Raw genomic sequence first — 15,708 nt, forward strand, 5'->3', positions numbered from 1 at the left:
AGGTGCGTCGCCGGTGTTCCCCAGGGTCCGTCGTCAGGCCCTACGCGTCGAGGCCGATGGCGAAGGCCGCTTCCAGGTCGTGCTGGGAGTACGTACGGAACGCCACGTGCGTGTCGGTGCCCTCGACGCCCGGGATCTTGCTGATCCGGCCGGGGATGACATCGGCGAGGTCGTCGTGCCGGGCGACCCGGACCATGGCGATCAGGTCGTAGGTACCGGTGACGGAGAAGACCTCGCTGACACTGTCCAGCGCGGCGATGGCCTCGGCGATCTCCGGAATCCGGTCCACGCTGGTCTTGATGAGCACGATCGCGGTGATCACGGCTGGCTGTCTCCCTCGGTGGCTGGAACCCTCACTCTAGCCCTCCGTCCATAGCCCACCCAGGCGCACAGGAACCCGGCCGCGAAGCCCGCCACATGCGCCAGGTACGCCACCCCGGGCCCGCTGCCCGCCCCCTGCGCCGCCGCCCACTGGAGCCCGAACCAGAAGACCAGCACCATCCAGGCGGGGAAGCGCAGAGGCAGGAAGAAGAGGAACGGGAACAGGCTGGTCACCCGGGTCCGGGGGAACAGGTAGAGGAACGCGCCGAGCACCGCGGAGATCGCCCCCGACGCACCGACCAGTGTCTGCTCGGAGTCCGCGTGCGCCGCCGCGTAGCAGACCAGGGCCACATAGCCACAGCCCACGTAGAACAGGGCGAACCGCAACCGGCCCATGCGCTCCTCGGCCATCGCGCCGAACACGTACAGGAACAACAGGTTCCCCAGCAGGTGCAGCCAGCTGCCGTGCACGAACAGCGCGGTGAACGGTGTGATCAGCGCATGCGTGGACCCCGCCCACAGCTCGGCGGGGACCACCCCCCACCGCTCGAAGTACCCGGCCTGCGCGGCGAGAAGCGCGTCCTCGCTCCCGTGGCCGGCACCGCCGAACCCGGAGAGCGGGCTGATCAGGAAGATCACACCGCAGACGGCGATCAGCCCGTAGGTGACCGGGGCGCCGCTCGACGCCGCCGCGTCCCGGAACTTCCCCGCCGTGGTCCGCCAGTCGGTCTGCCGCCCATCGATCATGGACAGAGCATGACGTACCGGGGGAGAAGCGGAGGAAGCGCCTCGCCGTGCCGATGCCTATACGCGAGGCCGTAGGGTTACGCCAGGACTTCCGCAGTTCGACGGCGCACCGCGAGATCCTTGACGTAGACAGGCGGAGACGCGGCGGCGCGCCCGGCGCGGGCTCCTGGCGACGACGAAAGAGGACGCAACGATGACGACGGTTCCCCTGCCGACCGACGGGACCCGCTGGCGCTGCACGTTGTGCGGCAATCTCACGCGCTTCGACGTGACCCGCTCCTCCAAGGTCGTGGAGTACGTGCATCTCGACCTGGCCGGTGAGTCGAGTGTCGAGGAGCGGGAGGTCGTCAGTGAGACCATCGAGTCGGTCCGCTGTCGTTGGTGCAACGCGGTGGACCAGATCGAACTGGTGGACAGGCCGGGTGCCGCTTCCTGAGGGAGCGCACCCTTCAACATATCTATGGGGTGACGGACGGTGGATCAGCCGACCAGCGGCGCCGGACCGGCCGATGAGGCCGACGGCGGTGCGGAGGTGCTCGGCCGTCCGCTGCCCGAGGGTGTCCGGCGGCGGGTGATCGCGCTGGTCTCGGACGCCTTCGGTGGCCTGACCGTCTCCGAATTGCCCGCCCAGCTACGACAGTACGCCCGGTTCACCCCGACCCGGCGGGCGAAGTTCGCGGGGAACGCGATGGCCGCCGCCCTGGAGAGCGACGCCCTCTTCCGGCAGCGCATCGGGGAGCGGCTCGGCCAGTCCCAGCCCGAGCTGACCGGCGCGCTGGAGGCCGGTTCGCCGCCCGCCGCCGCCGACCCCCTCGATGTGGCCGCGGCCGCCTACGTGCTGCGCCCGGTCGGCTGGGTCAAGCTGGTCGAATCGGCCGGCGAGGAGGTCCAGCGCGCCGACGCGGAACGGGCCGACGAGGAGACCCGGCGCGAACTGGAGCACCTGCGCGAGGAGCTGGAGCGGGCCCGCGCCCACACCCGCGCTGAGACCGAGCGGCTGCGCACCGAGCTGGAGGCGGCCCGCAAGGAGGCCGAGTCGCTGCACCGCAAGCTGCGCAGCGCCCTGAGCGAGGTGAAGCGCGGCGAGGCCGCCCTGCGCCGCGGCGCCGCCGAGGCCGACACCGCACGCGCCGAGTCGGCCGCCCAGCTCTCCGCCGCGGAGAGTGAGTCGCGCCGGCTCAAGGGGCGGCTGGGGGAGGCCGAGGCTGCCCTGGAGGCGAGCCGCCGGGCCGCGCGTGAGGGCCGCTCGGTGGAGGACATGCGGCTGCGGCTGCTCCTGGACACCGTGCTGGACGCGGCCTCGGGGCTGCGGCGGGAGCTGGCGCTTCCCCCGGCGACGACACGTCCCGCCGACACCGTGGACGCGGTGGAGCCCGGCCGGATGTCACCCAAGGACATCGCTGCCAGGGCCCTTTCGGAGACCGATCCGGCGCTGCTCGACCAGCTGCTGGCGCTGCCGCAGGCCCACCTCATCGTGGACGGCTACAACGTCACCAAGACCGGCTATCCCCAGATGCCGCTGGAGAAGCAGCGGTTGCGGCTGCTGGGCGGGCTCTCGGTGCTCGCGGCGCAGACCGGCGCCGAGATGACCTGCGTCTTCGACGGGGCCGAGCTGGCGGCCCCGGTGCTGCTGGCCCCGCCCCGGGGCGTACGGGTGCTGTTCAGCAAAGCCGGGGTCACGGCGGACGAGCTGATCCGTCAACTGGCGCGCGCGGAACCGCCGGGGCGGCCCGTGGTGGTCGTCTCCACCGACCGGGAGGTGGCGGACGGCGTGGCCAAGGCCGGTGCGCGACCGGTCGCGTCCGTCTTGCTCCTCAAGCGCCTTTCGCGCGTCTAGCGGAATATGCGCGACATGTGTGGCATGCCGGGTTTCTGGGAACGTACCGTCAAGTCGCCGCTACGCGCGGTGGGGTGAGAGTAAAGAAGTGCCTGGTGTGACGAGAAAAATCCTGTGAGGATTTGAACTGATCACAAGATGGTCACTAGGGTCAGGCCTCGAACCTTCGCACGGTTGATCACCCACTGGGGGTGGCGGCGAAGGAACCGCCGAGTCCGTCATGTGCACGGAGCCGGGGAATCTTTCCCCCACAGCCCGGTAGGCGGCTCTGAGGAAGAAGGAGCTCGCCTTCGTGGCGTCCCACCGTCGTCCCAAGCAGCCGAGCCGCACCCGCGTGACCGTGCTCACCGCGACCGCCGCCGCGGCCGTGGCCCTGACCTCCCAGGCCGCCCACGCCGACCCCAAGCCGAGCAAGAGCGAAGTCAAGGCGAAGGTCGACAACCTCTACCACGAGGCCGAGGCGGCCACCGAGAAGTACAACGGGGCCAAGGAGCAGCAGGACAACCTGAAGAAGGAAGTCGACGCGCTCCAGGACAAGGTCGCCCGCGGCCAGGCCGAGCTCAACACGCTGCGCACCGAACTCGGTTCGATCGCCACCGCGCAGTACCGCTCCGGTGGCATCGACCCCTCCGTGGCCCTCTTCCTCGCCTCGGACCCGGACAGCTTCCTCGACCAGGCCTCCGCGCTCGACCAGCTGACGGTCAAGCAGACGGAGTCGCTGCAGAAGATCCAGTCCAAGCAGCGCACCCTCGCCCAGCAGCGCAAGGAAGCCCAGGACAAGCTCGGCGACCTCGCCGACGTCCGCAAGGCGCTCGGCGAGAACAAGAAGAAGTACCAGGGCAAACTGGCCGACGCCCAGCAGCTGCTCAACACGCTGACCCAGGCCGAACGCGCCAAGATGCAGAAGGACGAGCAGCGCGCCAGCCGCGCCGCCAGCGACCGGGTCGAGCTCGGCAACGAGTCCCCCGCGTCCGGCCGTGGAGCCGCCGCCCTGGCCGCCGCCGCCACGCAGATCGGCAAGCCGTACGTCTCCGGCGGCTCGGGCCCCAACTCCTACGACTGCTCCGGGCTGACCCAGTGGGCCTTCGCCCAGGCCGGCGTCTCCATCACCCGGACCACGTTCACCCAGCACAACGACGGCACGAAGATCGGCCGCAGCCAGCTCAAGCCGGGCGACCTGGTCTTCTTCAACAACCTGGCGCACGTCGGCTTCTACGCCGGCAACAACCAGATCCTGCACGCCCCGAAGCCGGGCACCGTCGTCCGCTACGAGTCGATGGACTACATGGGCACCTTCCAGTTCGGCGTCCGCATCTGACGTCACGGCATGCCCGCGGCACGCCCGAACGAGGGAATCGCCGGGCACCACACTGACGCACCGCCCCGCCGGAGACCAAGGTCACCGGCGGGGCGGCGGCGTTGGACCCCTCCGCCGCCACCGGCGCGGTCTTTTGCCGGTGCGTAGTCGCGCGATTACTGTCTGGCTGCCGCGCAGCTCCCGGTCTCCGTCCGCCCGTCCCGGGCGGCAGGGGCTGCGCACTACCGCGTCAGCGGAAGGGAGTGCGGCTACCTGTGGTGTCCCATCGCCGTTCCACACCGTCCGGCTTCACCAGAGGCGTCCGGATCACGGTCGTCTCGGCGGCCGCCGCCACCGCGGCCGCGACGCTGACCGGGGCCCCGGCGAGCGCCGACCCGAAGGAGACCCGCGAGAGCGCCAAGGCAGCCGTCGACCGCCTCTACGGGGAGGCCGAGCAGGCCACCGAGCGCTACAACGAGGCCGGGGAACGCGTGGACCGGCTGCGCGGCGAGGCGGACCGCTCCCAGGACGCCACGGCCCGGGGCCAGGAACGCGTCAACCGGATGCGCGACGCGCTGGGCGCGATGGCGGGCGCGCAGTACCGCACCGGCTCCATCGACCCGGCGCTCGCCCTGCTGCTCTCCGCCGACCCGGACACCTACCTGGAGCGGGCCGCCGCCCTCGACCGGGCCGGCGCCCGCCAGGCGATGACCCTGGACAAGCTGCGGCACGCCCAGCGCAAGCTCGCCCAGACCCGCGCGGAGACCACCCGGGCCCTGACCGAGCTGGAGCGCAACCGGGCCGCCGTCACCCGCCACAAGCACGCCGTCGAGTCCAAGCTCCGCGAGGCCCGCCGACTGCTGGAGTCGCTGCCGCCCGAGGAACGCGCCACCTTCGACCGGGCCTCCCGCTCCGGCCGCGAGGGACCGCCCGACCTCTCCGGCGTCGCCCCCGGCTCGGGCCGCGCGATGTCCGCCGTGGCCGCCGCCCACCAGGCGCTCGGGAGACCCTACGTCTGGGGCGCCAACGGGCCCTCCGGATTCGACTGTTCCGGCCTGATGCAGTGGGCCTACGCCCAGGCCGGGGTGAGCCTGCCCCGCACCTCCCAGGCCCAGCGTCACGCGGGCCGCATGGTGCCCCTCTCCCAGGCGCGGCCGGGGGACCTGGTCGCCTACCGCGCGGACGCCAGCCACATCGGCATGTACGTCGGCAACGGGCAGGTCATCCACGCCCCCTACCCGGGCGCCCCGGTCCGCTACGACCCGGTCGGCATGATGCCCGTCTCCTCGGTGACCCGGATCTGACCGTACGACAGGATCTGACCGTACGATCGGCAGGGTGGCCGTACGAGGACGTGACGCGCGAGGGGGACGCCCCCGGGGACGACGGCGGGCGGCGGGCCCGCTGCTCGCCGTGCTCCTGACCGCGGCCGCCTGCACGGCCCCCGCCGACACGGACACCCACCTCACCACCGGTGCCCTCGACGCCACCCTGGAACGCCGCGCGGCGGCGGTCCTCGCCCACGACCCGGCGGGCTACGTCGACGGCCTCGCGCCGGACGCCGCGAAGCTGCGGGCCGCCCAGCGCACCGAGCTGGACCGGCTCGCCGACGTGCCCCTGAAGTCCTGGACCTACGACGTCAAGGACATCACCCAGCAGGACGGGCAGTGGGCCACCGCCGACGTGGAGCTGCGCTACCGCATCGACGGGTACGACACCGCCCCGGTCGCCACCCGCCGCGTCCTGGAGCTGATGCGCGACGGCGAGCGCTGGTACATCACCGCCGACCGGCCCGCCGAGGGAGCCTCCGGGCAGCTGTGGCAGCAGGGGGACGTCGAGGTCGTCGAGGGCGCCCACAGCATCGTCCTGGGCGTCGGACGGTCGGAGAGCGAGCTGCGCCAGGTCGCCGACACCGTGGACCTCGCCGTGCCGGCCGTCTCGGACGCCTGGCCGAGGCCCTGGACCCGCCGGGTGGTCGTCCTCGTCCCGGACTCCGTCGAGTCCATGGCGGGGTTGCTGGGCTCGCCGGAGTCCAGCTACCGGGGCATCGCCGCCGTCACCACCGGCGAGGTCGGCGGCACCGGCGAGCGCCCGGCCATCGCCGACCGGGTGATCGTCAATCCACAGGCGTACGCCACCCTGGGCAGCTTCGGGCAGCGGATCGTCCTGACCCATGAGACGACCCATGTCGCCACCCGGACCAGCACCTCCACCGCCACCCCGGTCTGGCTCTCCGAGGGCTTCGCCGACTGGACCGCCTACCGGGGCGAGGACCGCGCCGCCGACACCATCGCCCCCGAACTGGCCGACGCCGTCCGCAGCGGCCGGACCCCCGCCGAACTCCCCGCCGACCCGGACTTCGGCTTCGACGGCGACCCGGCGAAACTCGCGGGAGCCTACGAGGGCGGCTGGCTGGCCTGCGAGCTGATCGCGGAGCGGTGGGGCAAGGAGAAGCTGATCGCCTTCTACGAGGCCGTCGGCGCGCACGACGGGCGCGAGGGGGCGGTGGAGCAGGCGCTGAACGCGGTGCTCGACACCACCCCCGAGCAGTTCACCGCCGACTGGCGCGACTACCTCGCCACCCGGCTCGGCTGACCCCCGCCCGCGAGAAGGCCGCCCTGGACGCGCGGCCTCCCCGGCACCGTCGACCGCCACAGCCGCCGCGCCGCGACCAGCGAGGCGGCCACCAGCAGCCCGTTCCGTACGAGAAGGAGCGCCACGCCCCACGCGTCGCTCGCCACCACATGGCCGAAGCCGACCGGGAACTCCAGCAGCGTCACCCCCGCCGCCACCAGCACCAGCACGGCCGGAAGCGTCATCGCCGCCCCCCGGAACACGAGGCACACCGCCGCGAGCCCGACCAGCCACACCACGTACTGCGGGCTGATCACCCGGCTGGTGACCGTGAACAGCAGCACCGCGGTGAACGCCGCCTCGGCCGGGGTACGGGCGGCGAACGTCCGGGCCCGCAGCCGCCACAGCAGCAGCCAGCCCAGCGCCAGGACGCCGAGTCCCAACGCCAGCGTCGACACCAGCTCCACGTGCGGGCCGACGAACTCCAGCGAGCCGTAGCGCAGCTCCACCCGCCCCTCCCAGCCGAACCGCCGCGCCACGTGGAAGACCAGCGCCCCCAGGGACTCGACCTCGGTGCCCCGGTCCCGCTGGAAGGCCAGGAACGCGAACGCCCCCGGCATCCACAGCGCGAACGCCGCCGCGAGCCCCGCCGCCGTCAGCGCCGCCGACGTCCACGCGGCCCGCGTCGGACGCCCCTTGCGGACCCCGACCAGCAACAGCGCGGGCCACCCCTTCAGCAGCGCCCCGAACGCCGCCAGCGCCCCCAGCGCACGGGGCCGGCGCACCCCCGCCAGCAGCGCCGCCACCGCGACCGCCGTCACCATCAGGTCGTAGCGGGCGTAGACCGTCGGACCCAGCAGCGGCACCCCCGCGACCCACACCCAAGCGCCCGCCTCCCTTATCCCCGGCCGTCGGCCCGCGTACAGCAGCAGCCCCAGCACCAACGCGTCGCAGAGCAGCACCAGCACGAAGAACGCGGTCGCGTACTCCAGGAACGGCAGCAGGGCGGGGGAGAGGATCGCCAGAGCGGCCCCGGGCGGGTACTGCCAGGTGACGTCGGACAGCGGATACGTGCCGGTCAGCAGCGTCTCGTACCAGCTCCGGTAGATCACCGACACGTCCACCGTGACGTCCGGGCCGGGCACCGTGGCCACCTTGAACACACACGCCAGCAGCCAGGCCCGGGTCAGCGCCCACAGCGCGTACGGCCACGGACCGGCACCGACGGGTTCTCGTGCCGCCATCGCCGTCATCGCCGCCTCTTCGTCGCTCGTGTCCGGCCGGGTCTCCCGGCGGCTCATGATGCCGTCGGGAGAGCGCGTCAGCGGTGAAGCGCGGCCGTTCGGTACTGTCGGCGACGATGGACAAGACCTTGATCGTGACCAACGACTTCCCGCCCCGCCCCGGTGGCATCCAGGCGTTCCTGCACAACATGGCGCTGCGCCTGGATCCCGACCGGGTCGTCGTCTACGCCTCCACCTGGAAGCGCGGCGAGGAGGGCGCGGCGGCCACCGCCGCCTTCGACGCCGAGCAGCCGTTCCCCGTGGTCCGCGACCGGACGACGATGCTGCTGCCGACCCCGCGCGTCACCGACCGGGCCACCGGTCTGCTGCGCGAGCACGGCTGCACCTCCGTCTGGTTCGGCGCCGCCGCCCCGCTCGGCCTGATGGCCCCCGCGCTGCGCCGCGCGGGCGCCCGGCGGCTCGTCGCCACCACCCACGGCCACGAGGCCGGCTGGGCGCAATTGCCCGCCTCCCGACAGCTGCTGCGCCGGATCGGCGACGCCACGGACACGATCACCTATCTCGGTGAGTACACCCGCTCCCGGATCGCCGGCGCCCTCACCCCCGAGGCCGCCGGGCGCATGGTCCAACTGCCGCCCGGCGTCGACGAGAAGACCTTCCATCCGGAGTCCGGCGGGGACCGGGTCCGGGCCCGCCTCGGGCTCTTGGACCGCCCCGTGGTCGTCTGCGTCTCCCGTCTGGTGCCGCGCAAGGGCCAGGACACGCTGATCCTGGCCATGCCCGCGATCCTCGCGCGGATCCCGGACGCCGTGCTGCTGATCGTCGGCGGCGGACCGTACGCCAAGGACCTGGAGCGGCTCGCGGCCCAGACCGGGGTCCAGGACTCGGTGCGCTTCACCGGCCCGGTGCCCTGGGCCGAGCTGCCCGCGCACTACGGGGCCGGGGACGTGTTCGCGATGCCCTGCCGCACCCGGCGGCGGGGGCTCGACGTGGAGGGCCTCGGGATCGTCTACCTGGAGGCGTCCGCGACCGGGCTGCCCGTGGTGGCCGGCGACTCGGGCGGCGCCCCGGACGCGGTGCTCGACGGCGAGACCGGGTGGGTGGTGCGCGGCGGCAGCGCCGAGGAGTCGGCGGACCGGATCGTGACGCTGCTCGGCGACCCGGAGCTGCGGCAGCGGATGGGGGAGCGGGGCCGGGCCTGGGTCGAGGAGAAGTGGCGCTGGGACCTGCTGGCGGAGAAGCTCAAGACCCTGCTGTGACCACGCCGTACGACGGAGGGGCCCGCGCCCGGTCACCGGGCGCGGGCCCCTCCGTCCGCGTGACACCGCTCAGGCGCGGTCCATCCCTCAGGATCGGTAGATCGACTCCACCTCGTCCGCGAAGTCCTTCGCCACCACGTTCCGCTTCAGCTTCAGCGACGGCGTGATGTGGCCCGCCTCCTCGGTGAACTGGGCGGGCAGGATACGGAACTTGCGCACCGACTCGGCCTTGGAGACCGCAGCGTTGCCGTCGTCCACCGCCCGCTGCACCTCGGCCAGCAGCTCCGCGTCCTCGCGCAGCGACAGGGCCGTCGAACCGGCCGGCTTGCCGTTCTCCTCGGCCCAGCGGCTCAGGAACTCCTCGTCCAGCGTGACCAGCGCGCCGACGAACGGACGGCCGTCGCCGACCACCATGCACTCCGCGACCAGGGCGTGCGCGCGGATGCGGTCCTCGATCACCGCGGGGGCGACGTTCTTGCCGCCCGCCGTCACGATGATCTCCTTCTTGCGGCCGGTGATCGCGAGGTAGCCGTCCTCGTCGAGCGTGCCGATGTCCCCGGTGTGGAACCAGCCGTCGGCCAGCGCCTCGGCCGAGGCCGACTCGTTGTTCCAGTAACCGGTGAACAGGTGCTCGCCGTGCAGCAGCACCTCCCCGTCGTCCGCGATCCGCACGACCGAACCGGGCAGCGGCTGGCCGACCGTGCCGATCTTCGGCCGGTCCCACGGGTTGAACGCGGTCGCCGCGCAGGTCTCGGTCAGGCCGTAGCCCTCCAGGACCGTGAAGCCGATGCCCCGGTAGAAGTGGCCGAGCCGCTCGCCCAGCGGAGCGCCGCCCGAGATCGCGTACTCGCCCCGGCCGCCGAGGACGGCGCGGAGCTTGCCGAAGACCAGCTTGTCGAAGAGCTTGTGCTTGAGCCTCAGCCCCAGCGCCGGGCCCTGCGGGGTGCTCAGCGCCCGGCTGTAGGCGATCGCCGTGTCGGCTGCCCGGTCGAAGATCTTGCCCTTGCCGTCGGCCTGCGCCTTGGCGCGGGCCGCGTTGTAGACCTTCTCGAAGACCCGGGGCACGCCCAGGATCAGCGTCGGCCGGAACGAGGCCAGCTCGTCCGTGAGGTTCTTGATGTCCGGCACACAGCCGAGCTTGATCGGGGCCATCACCGAGGCCACCTCCACCAGCCGGCCGAAGACGTGCGCGGCGGGCAGGAACAGCAGCACCGAGCACTCGCCCGTACGGAAGAGGGGCTTCAGCCGCTCCACCACGTTGCCGCACTCCGCGAAGAAGCTGCGGTGGGTGAGCACACAGCCCTTGGGGCGGCCCGTGGTGCCCGAGGTGTAGACGATCGTCGCCGGGTCGTCGGCCTTGGCGCTGCGCGTGCGCAGGTCCATGGTCTCCTCCGAGACCTCGGCCCCCGCCATGCCCAGCGCGTCCACCGCGCCCGCGTCGATCTGCCAGACGTGCTCCAGCTCCGGCAGCGCGTCCCGTACGGACGCCACGGAGGCGGCGTGTGCCTCGCTCTCCACGAGCACCGCCACCGCCCCCGAGTCACCGAGGATCCACTGAACCTGCTCGGCCGAGCTGGTCTCGTACACCGGCACGGTCACCGCGCCCGCGCTCCAGATCGCGAAGTCCAGCAGCACCCACTCGAAACGGGTGCGCGACATCAGGGCGACCCGGTCACCGGGCTGCACGCCCGAGGCGATCAGACCTTTGGCGGCGGCTCTCACCTCGGCCAGGAACCGCGTGGCACTGACATCCGTCCAGACGCCGGCCACCTTGCGGCTCATCACCGCGACTTCGGGATGCTGAGCGGCATTGCGGCGGATGAGATCCGTCAGGTTGCCGTCCGTCGGGACCTCGTACAGGGCCGGAAGGCTGAACTCGCGCAAGACTGCTGCTCCTCATCGGGCTCCGGTGCCACGGCTCTGTGTGACGCACCGGCTGCGGTCCAAGATTGGCGGGTGCTCAGTGGGGTGAGCACGACTGGACTGCCCGGACGTTACCCACCGGTACTCGGTTCCGGATAGGGGGTTCCGGCCAGATGTCTTATGCATCACACATATAAATGGCCCTTTCGCGCACAGTAGTCCACCGCCGTCCCGACGTGGAAGTAACCGCAGGTCCGGACGGTCTACCAGCGACGGAAGCGGCACCCTAGGGTGATCCCATGCGAGGCAGCGAACCGGACAGCCGGGGCCGGGCCGGAGGATCGACCCGGATCCACGTGGTCAGCGACGTACACGGGAACACCGAGGCCCTGGCCCGCGCCGGGGACGGCGCGGACGCCCTGATCTGCCTCGGTGACCTGGTGCTCTTCCTCGACTACGCCGACCACTCGCGCGGAATCTTCCCCGATCTGTTCGGCAGGGAGAACGCCGACCGCATCGTCGCCCTGCGCACCGCCCGCCGCTACGACGAGGCCCGCGCCTTCGGCCGCGAGCTGTGGGCGGGCCGCGACCGCAACACCGAGATCCTCGGCGCGGTGCGCAGGCAGTACGCCGAACTCTTCGCCGCCTTCCCCACTCCGACGTACGCCACCTACGGCAACGTGGACGTCCCCGACCTCTGGCCCGAGTACGCCCGCCCCGGCACCACCGTGCTCGACGGCGAACGCGTCGAGATCGGCGGCCGGGTCTTCGGCTTCGTCGGCGGCGGTCTGAAGACCCCGATGAACACCCCGTACGAGATCAGCGACGAGGAGTACGCCGCCAAGGTCGAGGCGCTCGGTCCGGTCGACGTCCTCTGCTCGCACATCCCGCCCGAGGTCCCCGAGCTGACGTACGACACCGTCGCCCGCCGCTTCGAACGCGGCAGCCGCGCCCTGCTGGAGGCGATCCGCACCACCCGCCCCCGGTACGCGCTTTTCGGCCATGTTCACCAGCCGTTGGTCCGCCGGATGCGGATCGGTACCACCGAGTGCGTCAACGTGGGCCACTTCGCCTCGACCGGAACACCCTGGGCGCTGAGCTGGTGACCGCGGGCGGCCGGGGCGTGGACCGGAGCGCCTTGGGCACGCGATAGCCTGCACAGCGGCAGGCTCCTGCCGAACGCGACCGGTTACACCGCACTGGAGGGCCACGGCGATGGCTGAACACACCAGCTCGAGCATCACGATCGAGGCGGCACCGGCCGACGTCATGGGCGTGATCGCCGACTTCGCCCGCTACCCGGAGTGGACCGGCGAGGTCAAGGAGGCCGAAGTCCTCTCCACCGACGACCAGGGCCGCGCCGAGCAGGTCCGCCTCGTCCTGGACGCCGGAGCGATCAAGGACGACCACGTCCTCTCCTACACCTGGACCGGCGCGAACGAGGTCAGCTGGAGCCTCGTCAAGTCCCAGATGCTGCGCTCCCTCGACGGCACCTACGCGCTGGCCCCGCTCGGCGGCGGCGAACGCACCGAGGTCACCTACAAGCTCGCCGTCGACGTCAAGATCCCGCTGCTCGGCATGATCAAGCGCAAGGCCGAGAAGGTCATCATCGACCGCGCCCTCGCCGGCCTGAAGAAGCGCGTCGAGTCCGCACCGGGGAACTGAGGGCCGTGCGTACGGTCCTGGTCACCGGCCCCGGCGGCGCCGGCCGTTCCACCGTCGCCGCGGCCACCGCACTGGCCGCGGCCGCGAGCGGCAGCCGTACGCTCCTGGTCTCCGCCGAGGCCGTCCCCGGCTTCCCGGCCGCCCCGGAGCCGACCCGGGCCGCCGACCGCCTCGACCACGCCCGCATCGACTCCGGCGAGCACTTCCGCGCCGAACTCACCGAGCTCCAGAAGCGCGCCTCCGGCGTCCTGGACCTGCTCGGCGCCGGCCGGCTCGCCGGCGAGGAGCTCACCGAGCTCCCCGGCTCTCCGCAGCTCGCCCTGCTGCACACTCTGCGCCGGGCCGCCGAGGGCGACTGGTCCGGCTACGACACCCTCGTCGTCGACCTCCCGCCGCTCGCCGAAGCCCTGGCCCTGCTCGCCCTGCCGGAACAGCTGCGCCGCTACCTGCGCCGGCTGCTCCCCGCCGAACGCCAGGCCGCCCGCGCCCTGCGCCCGGTCCTGGCCCAGCTCGCCGGGGTCCCGATGCCCGCGCAGTGGCTGTACGAGGCCGCCGCCCGCAAGGACGCCGAGCTGGCCGCCGTCCAGGCCCTGATCGAGGACGGGGCCACCACACTCCGCCTGGTCGCGGAGCCGGGCCCCGCCGGCGAGGACACCCTGCGTGCCGCCCGTACCGGCCTCGCCCTGCACGGACTCCGCGCCGACCTGCTGGTCGCCTCCCGCGTGCTGCCCCGGCACTCGCCCGACCCCTGGTTCGCCGCGCTCGCCGCCCAGCAGGAGAAGTGCCTGGACCACTGGCACCAGGACGTGGCCCCGGTCCTCCCCGTGCACGAGGCCCTCCACCTGGGCCGCGACCCGCAGGGCGCGGAGGACCTGGCCGCGCTGGAGATACCCGCCCCCGACGACCGGCCGGCCGGCCGGTCCGAGGACCCCTGGTGGATCGAGGAGGACCCGGAGGCCGAGGACGGGACCCGCACCCTCACCTGGTGCCTGCCCCTGCCCGGGGCCGTCAAGGAGCAGCTGCGCCTGGTCCGCCGGGGCGACGAACTGCTCCTGACCGTCGGCCCCTTCCACCGCGTCGTGCGGATCGCCTCCGCGCTGCGCCGCTGCACCGTCTCCGGCGCGGCCCTGGCCGACGGGGTGCTGCGCGTGCGGTTCACGCCGGATCCGGCCCTGTGGCCGCGCACCTCCTGAACGGCCCGCGGCCATTCGGGTAACGTCGGTAGTACGTGTACCGCAGGCCGACCGTCGGCCGCCCCGCGTAGCAGGAGTCCGCCATGAGTGAAGCCACCGATCGTCCCGTCGACGGCGACGCGTGGGCCGACGCCTGCGCCGAGGACCTCGCGGCCGAGAAGGCCCGCCGCCGGGCCCAGTACGGCCCCCGGCCCGGATCCGCCGCCGAGGAACTGCGCAAGCTGGTCGACGCGGTCGCCGACAAGGTCTCCTCGCTCCAGACCCCGCTGCTGGGCGCCGCCGCGCAGGGCGCGGTCCAGCAGGCCATCCGGCAGGCGAAGTCGGCCGTCGAACCGGTCATCGAACGCAACCCCCAGCTCTTCGACCACCTCGCCGCCGCGGGCAGCGAACTGCTGGCCGCCTACCGCTCCGCGGTCGAGGGCCAGGAGAGCCGCTGGACCCGTACCACCGAGGGAGCGTCGGGCGCCGCGCGCCCCGCCGACCCCTCGAAGAAGGCCGCCGACGACCCCTCCGACCCCCGGGACGAAGGCCCTTCCGGCACCGAGCGCATCGACCTGGACTGACCGGGCACATCGGCCGTCACCGACCGGACGACAGGCCGTCACCGACCGGACGACTGGCCGGTACCCACAGGACACATCGGCCGGGACCGACCGGCCCCGGCCGGGCCGGGCCACGCCTCGGGTACGGTTGCCCCTAGCGGGGCTCGACCGAAACTGAGGGATTCATGGGACTCACCATCGGCGTCGATATCGGCGGCACGAAGATCGCGGCTGGAGTGGTCGACGAAGAGGGCCGGATCCTCTCGACGTTCAAGGTGGCGACCCCGCCGACGGCCGAAGGCATCGTCGACGCGATCTGCGCGGCGGTGGCCGGCGCGAGCGAGGGACACGAGGTGGAGGCCGTCGGCATCGGCGCCGCCGGTTACGTCGACGACAAGCGCGCCACCGTGCTCTTCGCACCGAACATCAACTGGCGTCACGAGCCGCTCAAGGACAAGGTCGAGCAGCGCGTCGGCCTGCCGGTCGTCGTCGAGAACGACGCCAACGCCGCGGCCTGGGGCGAGTATCGCTTCGGGGCCGGCCAGGGTCACGACGACGTCATCTGCATCACGCTCGGCACCGGCCTCGGCGGCGGCATCATCATCGGCAACAAGCTGCGCCGCGGACGCTTCGGCGTGGCCGCCGAGTTCGGCCACATCCGGGTCGTCCCGGACGGACTGCTCTGCGGCTGCGGCAGCCAGGGCTGCTGGGAGCAGTACGCCTCCGGCCGCGCGCTCGTCCGGTACGCGAAGCAGCGCGCCAACGCCACCCCCGAGAACGCCGCCGTGCTGCTCGGCCTCGGCGACGGCTCGGTGGACGGCATCGAGGGCAAACACATCAGCGAGGCCGCCCGCCAGGGCGACCCGGTGGCCGTCGACTCGTTCCGCGAGCTGGCCCGCTGGGCCGGCGCCGGACTGGCGGACCTCGCCTCGCTGTTCGACCCGTCCGCGTTCATCGTCGGCGGCGGCGTGTCGGACGAGGGCGAGCTCGTCCTCGACCCGATCCGCAAGTCGTTCCGGCGCTGGCTGATCGGCGGCGAATGGCGCCCGCACGCCCAGGTGCTGGCCGCCCAACTCGGCGGCAAGGCAGGGCTCGTGGGCGCGGCCGACCTGGCCCGCCAGGGCTGAGAACGGCTGCACCCGACCCACCGGACGCCCGTCGTCGCC

General features: G+C 72.7%; 15 protein-coding genes. 11 read left to right on the forward strand and 4 right to left on the reverse strand.

The window, feature by feature from the left end:
- Positions 1-40 precede the first annotated feature (40 nt).
- Positions 41-322, reverse strand: a complete 282-nt coding sequence (locus AB0F29_RS04125; RefSeq protein ID WP_003969641.1) for an Lrp/AsnC ligand binding domain-containing protein — start codon at positions 320-322, stop codon at positions 41-43.
- Positions 319-1,068, reverse strand: a complete 750-nt coding sequence (locus AB0F29_RS04130; protein ID WP_361867299.1) for a rhomboid family intramembrane serine protease — start codon at positions 1,066-1,068, stop codon at positions 319-321. Before AB0F29_RS04130 ends, AB0F29_RS04125 begins: the two co-directional genes overlap by 4 nt.
- Positions 1,069-1,261: 193 nt before the next feature.
- Here AB0F29_RS04130 and AB0F29_RS04135 point away from each other — a divergent pair, with 193 nt between their 5' ends.
- The 5 genes from AB0F29_RS04135 (at position 1,262) to AB0F29_RS04155 (ending at position 6,797) form a co-directional block, all read left to right on the forward strand.
- Positions 1,262-1,504, forward strand: coding sequence for a hypothetical protein (locus AB0F29_RS04135; RefSeq protein WP_015608051.1), 243 nt, complete (start codon positions 1,262-1,264; stop codon positions 1,502-1,504).
- Between the two features lie 39 nt (positions 1,505-1,543).
- Positions 1,544-2,905 (forward strand): NYN domain-containing protein, encoded by a 1,362-nt coding sequence (locus tag AB0F29_RS04140; RefSeq protein WP_361867301.1) that lies wholly within the window; start codon positions 1,544-1,546, stop codon positions 2,903-2,905.
- Between the two features lie 292 nt (positions 2,906-3,197).
- A complete protein-coding gene (locus tag AB0F29_RS04145; RefSeq protein WP_361867303.1) occupies positions 3,198-4,223 on the forward strand; it encodes an NlpC/P60 family protein in 1,026 nt (341 codons plus the stop codon).
- Between the two features lie 254 nt (positions 4,224-4,477).
- Positions 4,478-5,506 (forward strand): NlpC/P60 family protein, encoded by a 1,029-nt coding sequence (locus AB0F29_RS04150; protein ID WP_361867305.1) that lies wholly within the window; start codon positions 4,478-4,480, stop codon positions 5,504-5,506.
- Between the two features lie 34 nt (positions 5,507-5,540).
- On the forward strand, positions 5,541-6,797 hold the full coding sequence (locus AB0F29_RS04155; protein WP_361867306.1) for a hypothetical protein: 1,257 nt from the start codon (positions 5,541-5,543) through the stop codon (positions 6,795-6,797).
- Here the strand turns inward: AB0F29_RS04155 and AB0F29_RS04160 are convergent.
- On the reverse strand, positions 6,773-8,029 hold the full coding sequence (locus AB0F29_RS04160) for a glycosyltransferase 87 family protein (protein WP_361867775.1): 1,257 nt from the start codon (positions 8,027-8,029) through the stop codon (positions 6,773-6,775). The two genes, AB0F29_RS04155 and AB0F29_RS04160, sit on opposite strands and share 25 nt — an antisense overlap.
- Positions 8,030-8,136: 107 nt before the next feature.
- Here AB0F29_RS04160 and AB0F29_RS04165 point away from each other — a divergent pair, with 107 nt between their 5' ends.
- On the forward strand, positions 8,137-9,279 hold the full coding sequence (locus AB0F29_RS04165; protein WP_361867307.1) for a glycosyltransferase family 4 protein: 1,143 nt from the start codon (positions 8,137-8,139) through the stop codon (positions 9,277-9,279).
- 87 nt (positions 9,280-9,366) lie between these two features.
- On the opposite strand, the gene AB0F29_RS04170 is transcribed toward AB0F29_RS04165, so the two are convergent.
- Positions 9,367-11,163, reverse strand: a complete 1,797-nt coding sequence (locus AB0F29_RS04170; protein WP_361867309.1) for an AMP-dependent synthetase/ligase — start codon at positions 11,161-11,163, stop codon at positions 9,367-9,369.
- A 278-nt stretch (positions 11,164-11,441) separates the two neighbouring features.
- Here AB0F29_RS04170 and AB0F29_RS04175 point away from each other — a divergent pair, with 278 nt between their 5' ends.
- The 5 genes from AB0F29_RS04175 (at position 11,442) to AB0F29_RS04195 (ending at position 15,669) form a co-directional block, all read left to right on the forward strand.
- Positions 11,442-12,248 (forward strand): metallophosphoesterase, encoded by an 807-nt coding sequence (locus AB0F29_RS04175; RefSeq protein ID WP_361867311.1) that lies wholly within the window; start codon positions 11,442-11,444, stop codon positions 12,246-12,248.
- Positions 12,249-12,357: 109 nt separating this feature from the next.
- Entirely contained in the window at positions 12,358-12,807 is a 450-nt protein-coding gene (locus AB0F29_RS04180; RefSeq protein WP_018957439.1) for an SRPBCC family protein, read from the forward strand.
- Positions 12,808-12,812: 5 nt separating this feature from the next.
- Positions 12,813-14,000, forward strand: coding sequence for an ArsA-related P-loop ATPase (locus tag AB0F29_RS04185; RefSeq protein ID WP_361867313.1), 1,188 nt, complete (start codon positions 12,813-12,815; stop codon positions 13,998-14,000).
- A gap of 83 nt (positions 14,001-14,083) precedes the next feature.
- Positions 14,084-14,563: a DUF5304 domain-containing protein gene (locus AB0F29_RS04190; RefSeq protein ID WP_361867314.1), complete on the forward strand. Its 480-nt coding sequence runs from the start codon at positions 14,084-14,086 to the stop codon at positions 14,561-14,563.
- A 164-nt stretch (positions 14,564-14,727) separates the two neighbouring features.
- Positions 14,728-15,669, forward strand: coding sequence for an ROK family glucokinase (locus AB0F29_RS04195; RefSeq protein ID WP_018957442.1), 942 nt, complete (start codon positions 14,728-14,730; stop codon positions 15,667-15,669).
- Positions 15,670-15,708: the final 39 nt, after the last annotated feature.

The organism is Streptomyces sp. NPDC026589, assembly GCF_040638385.1.
Classification (GTDB): Bacteria; Actinomycetota; Actinomycetes; order Streptomycetales; family Streptomycetaceae; genus Streptomyces.

Bases quoted from the DNA above. Each gene is read 5' to 3' on its own strand.
- AB0F29_RS04130 (WP_361867299.1), bottom strand. From the start codon at position 1,068: ATGATCGATGGGCGGCAGACCGACTGGCGGACCACGGCGGGGAAGTTC.
- AB0F29_RS04135 (WP_015608051.1), top strand. From the start codon at position 1,262: ATGACGACGGTTCCCCTGCCGACCGACGGGACCCGCTGGCGCTGCACG.
- AB0F29_RS04160 (WP_361867775.1), bottom strand. From the start codon at position 8,029: ATGACGGCGATGGCGGCACGAGAACCCGTCGGTGCCGGTCCGTGGCCG.
- AB0F29_RS04165 (WP_361867307.1), top strand. From the start codon at position 8,137: ATGGACAAGACCTTGATCGTGACCAACGACTTCCCGCCCCGCCCCGGT.
- AB0F29_RS04175 (WP_361867311.1), top strand. From the start codon at position 11,442: ATGCGAGGCAGCGAACCGGACAGCCGGGGCCGGGCCGGAGGATCGACC.
- AB0F29_RS04180 (WP_018957439.1), top strand. From the start codon at position 12,358: ATGGCTGAACACACCAGCTCGAGCATCACGATCGAGGCGGCACCGGCC.
- AB0F29_RS04190 (WP_361867314.1), top strand. From the start codon at position 14,084: ATGAGTGAAGCCACCGATCGTCCCGTCGACGGCGACGCGTGGGCCGAC.
- AB0F29_RS04195 (WP_018957442.1), top strand. From the start codon at position 14,728: ATGGGACTCACCATCGGCGTCGATATCGGCGGCACGAAGATCGCGGCT.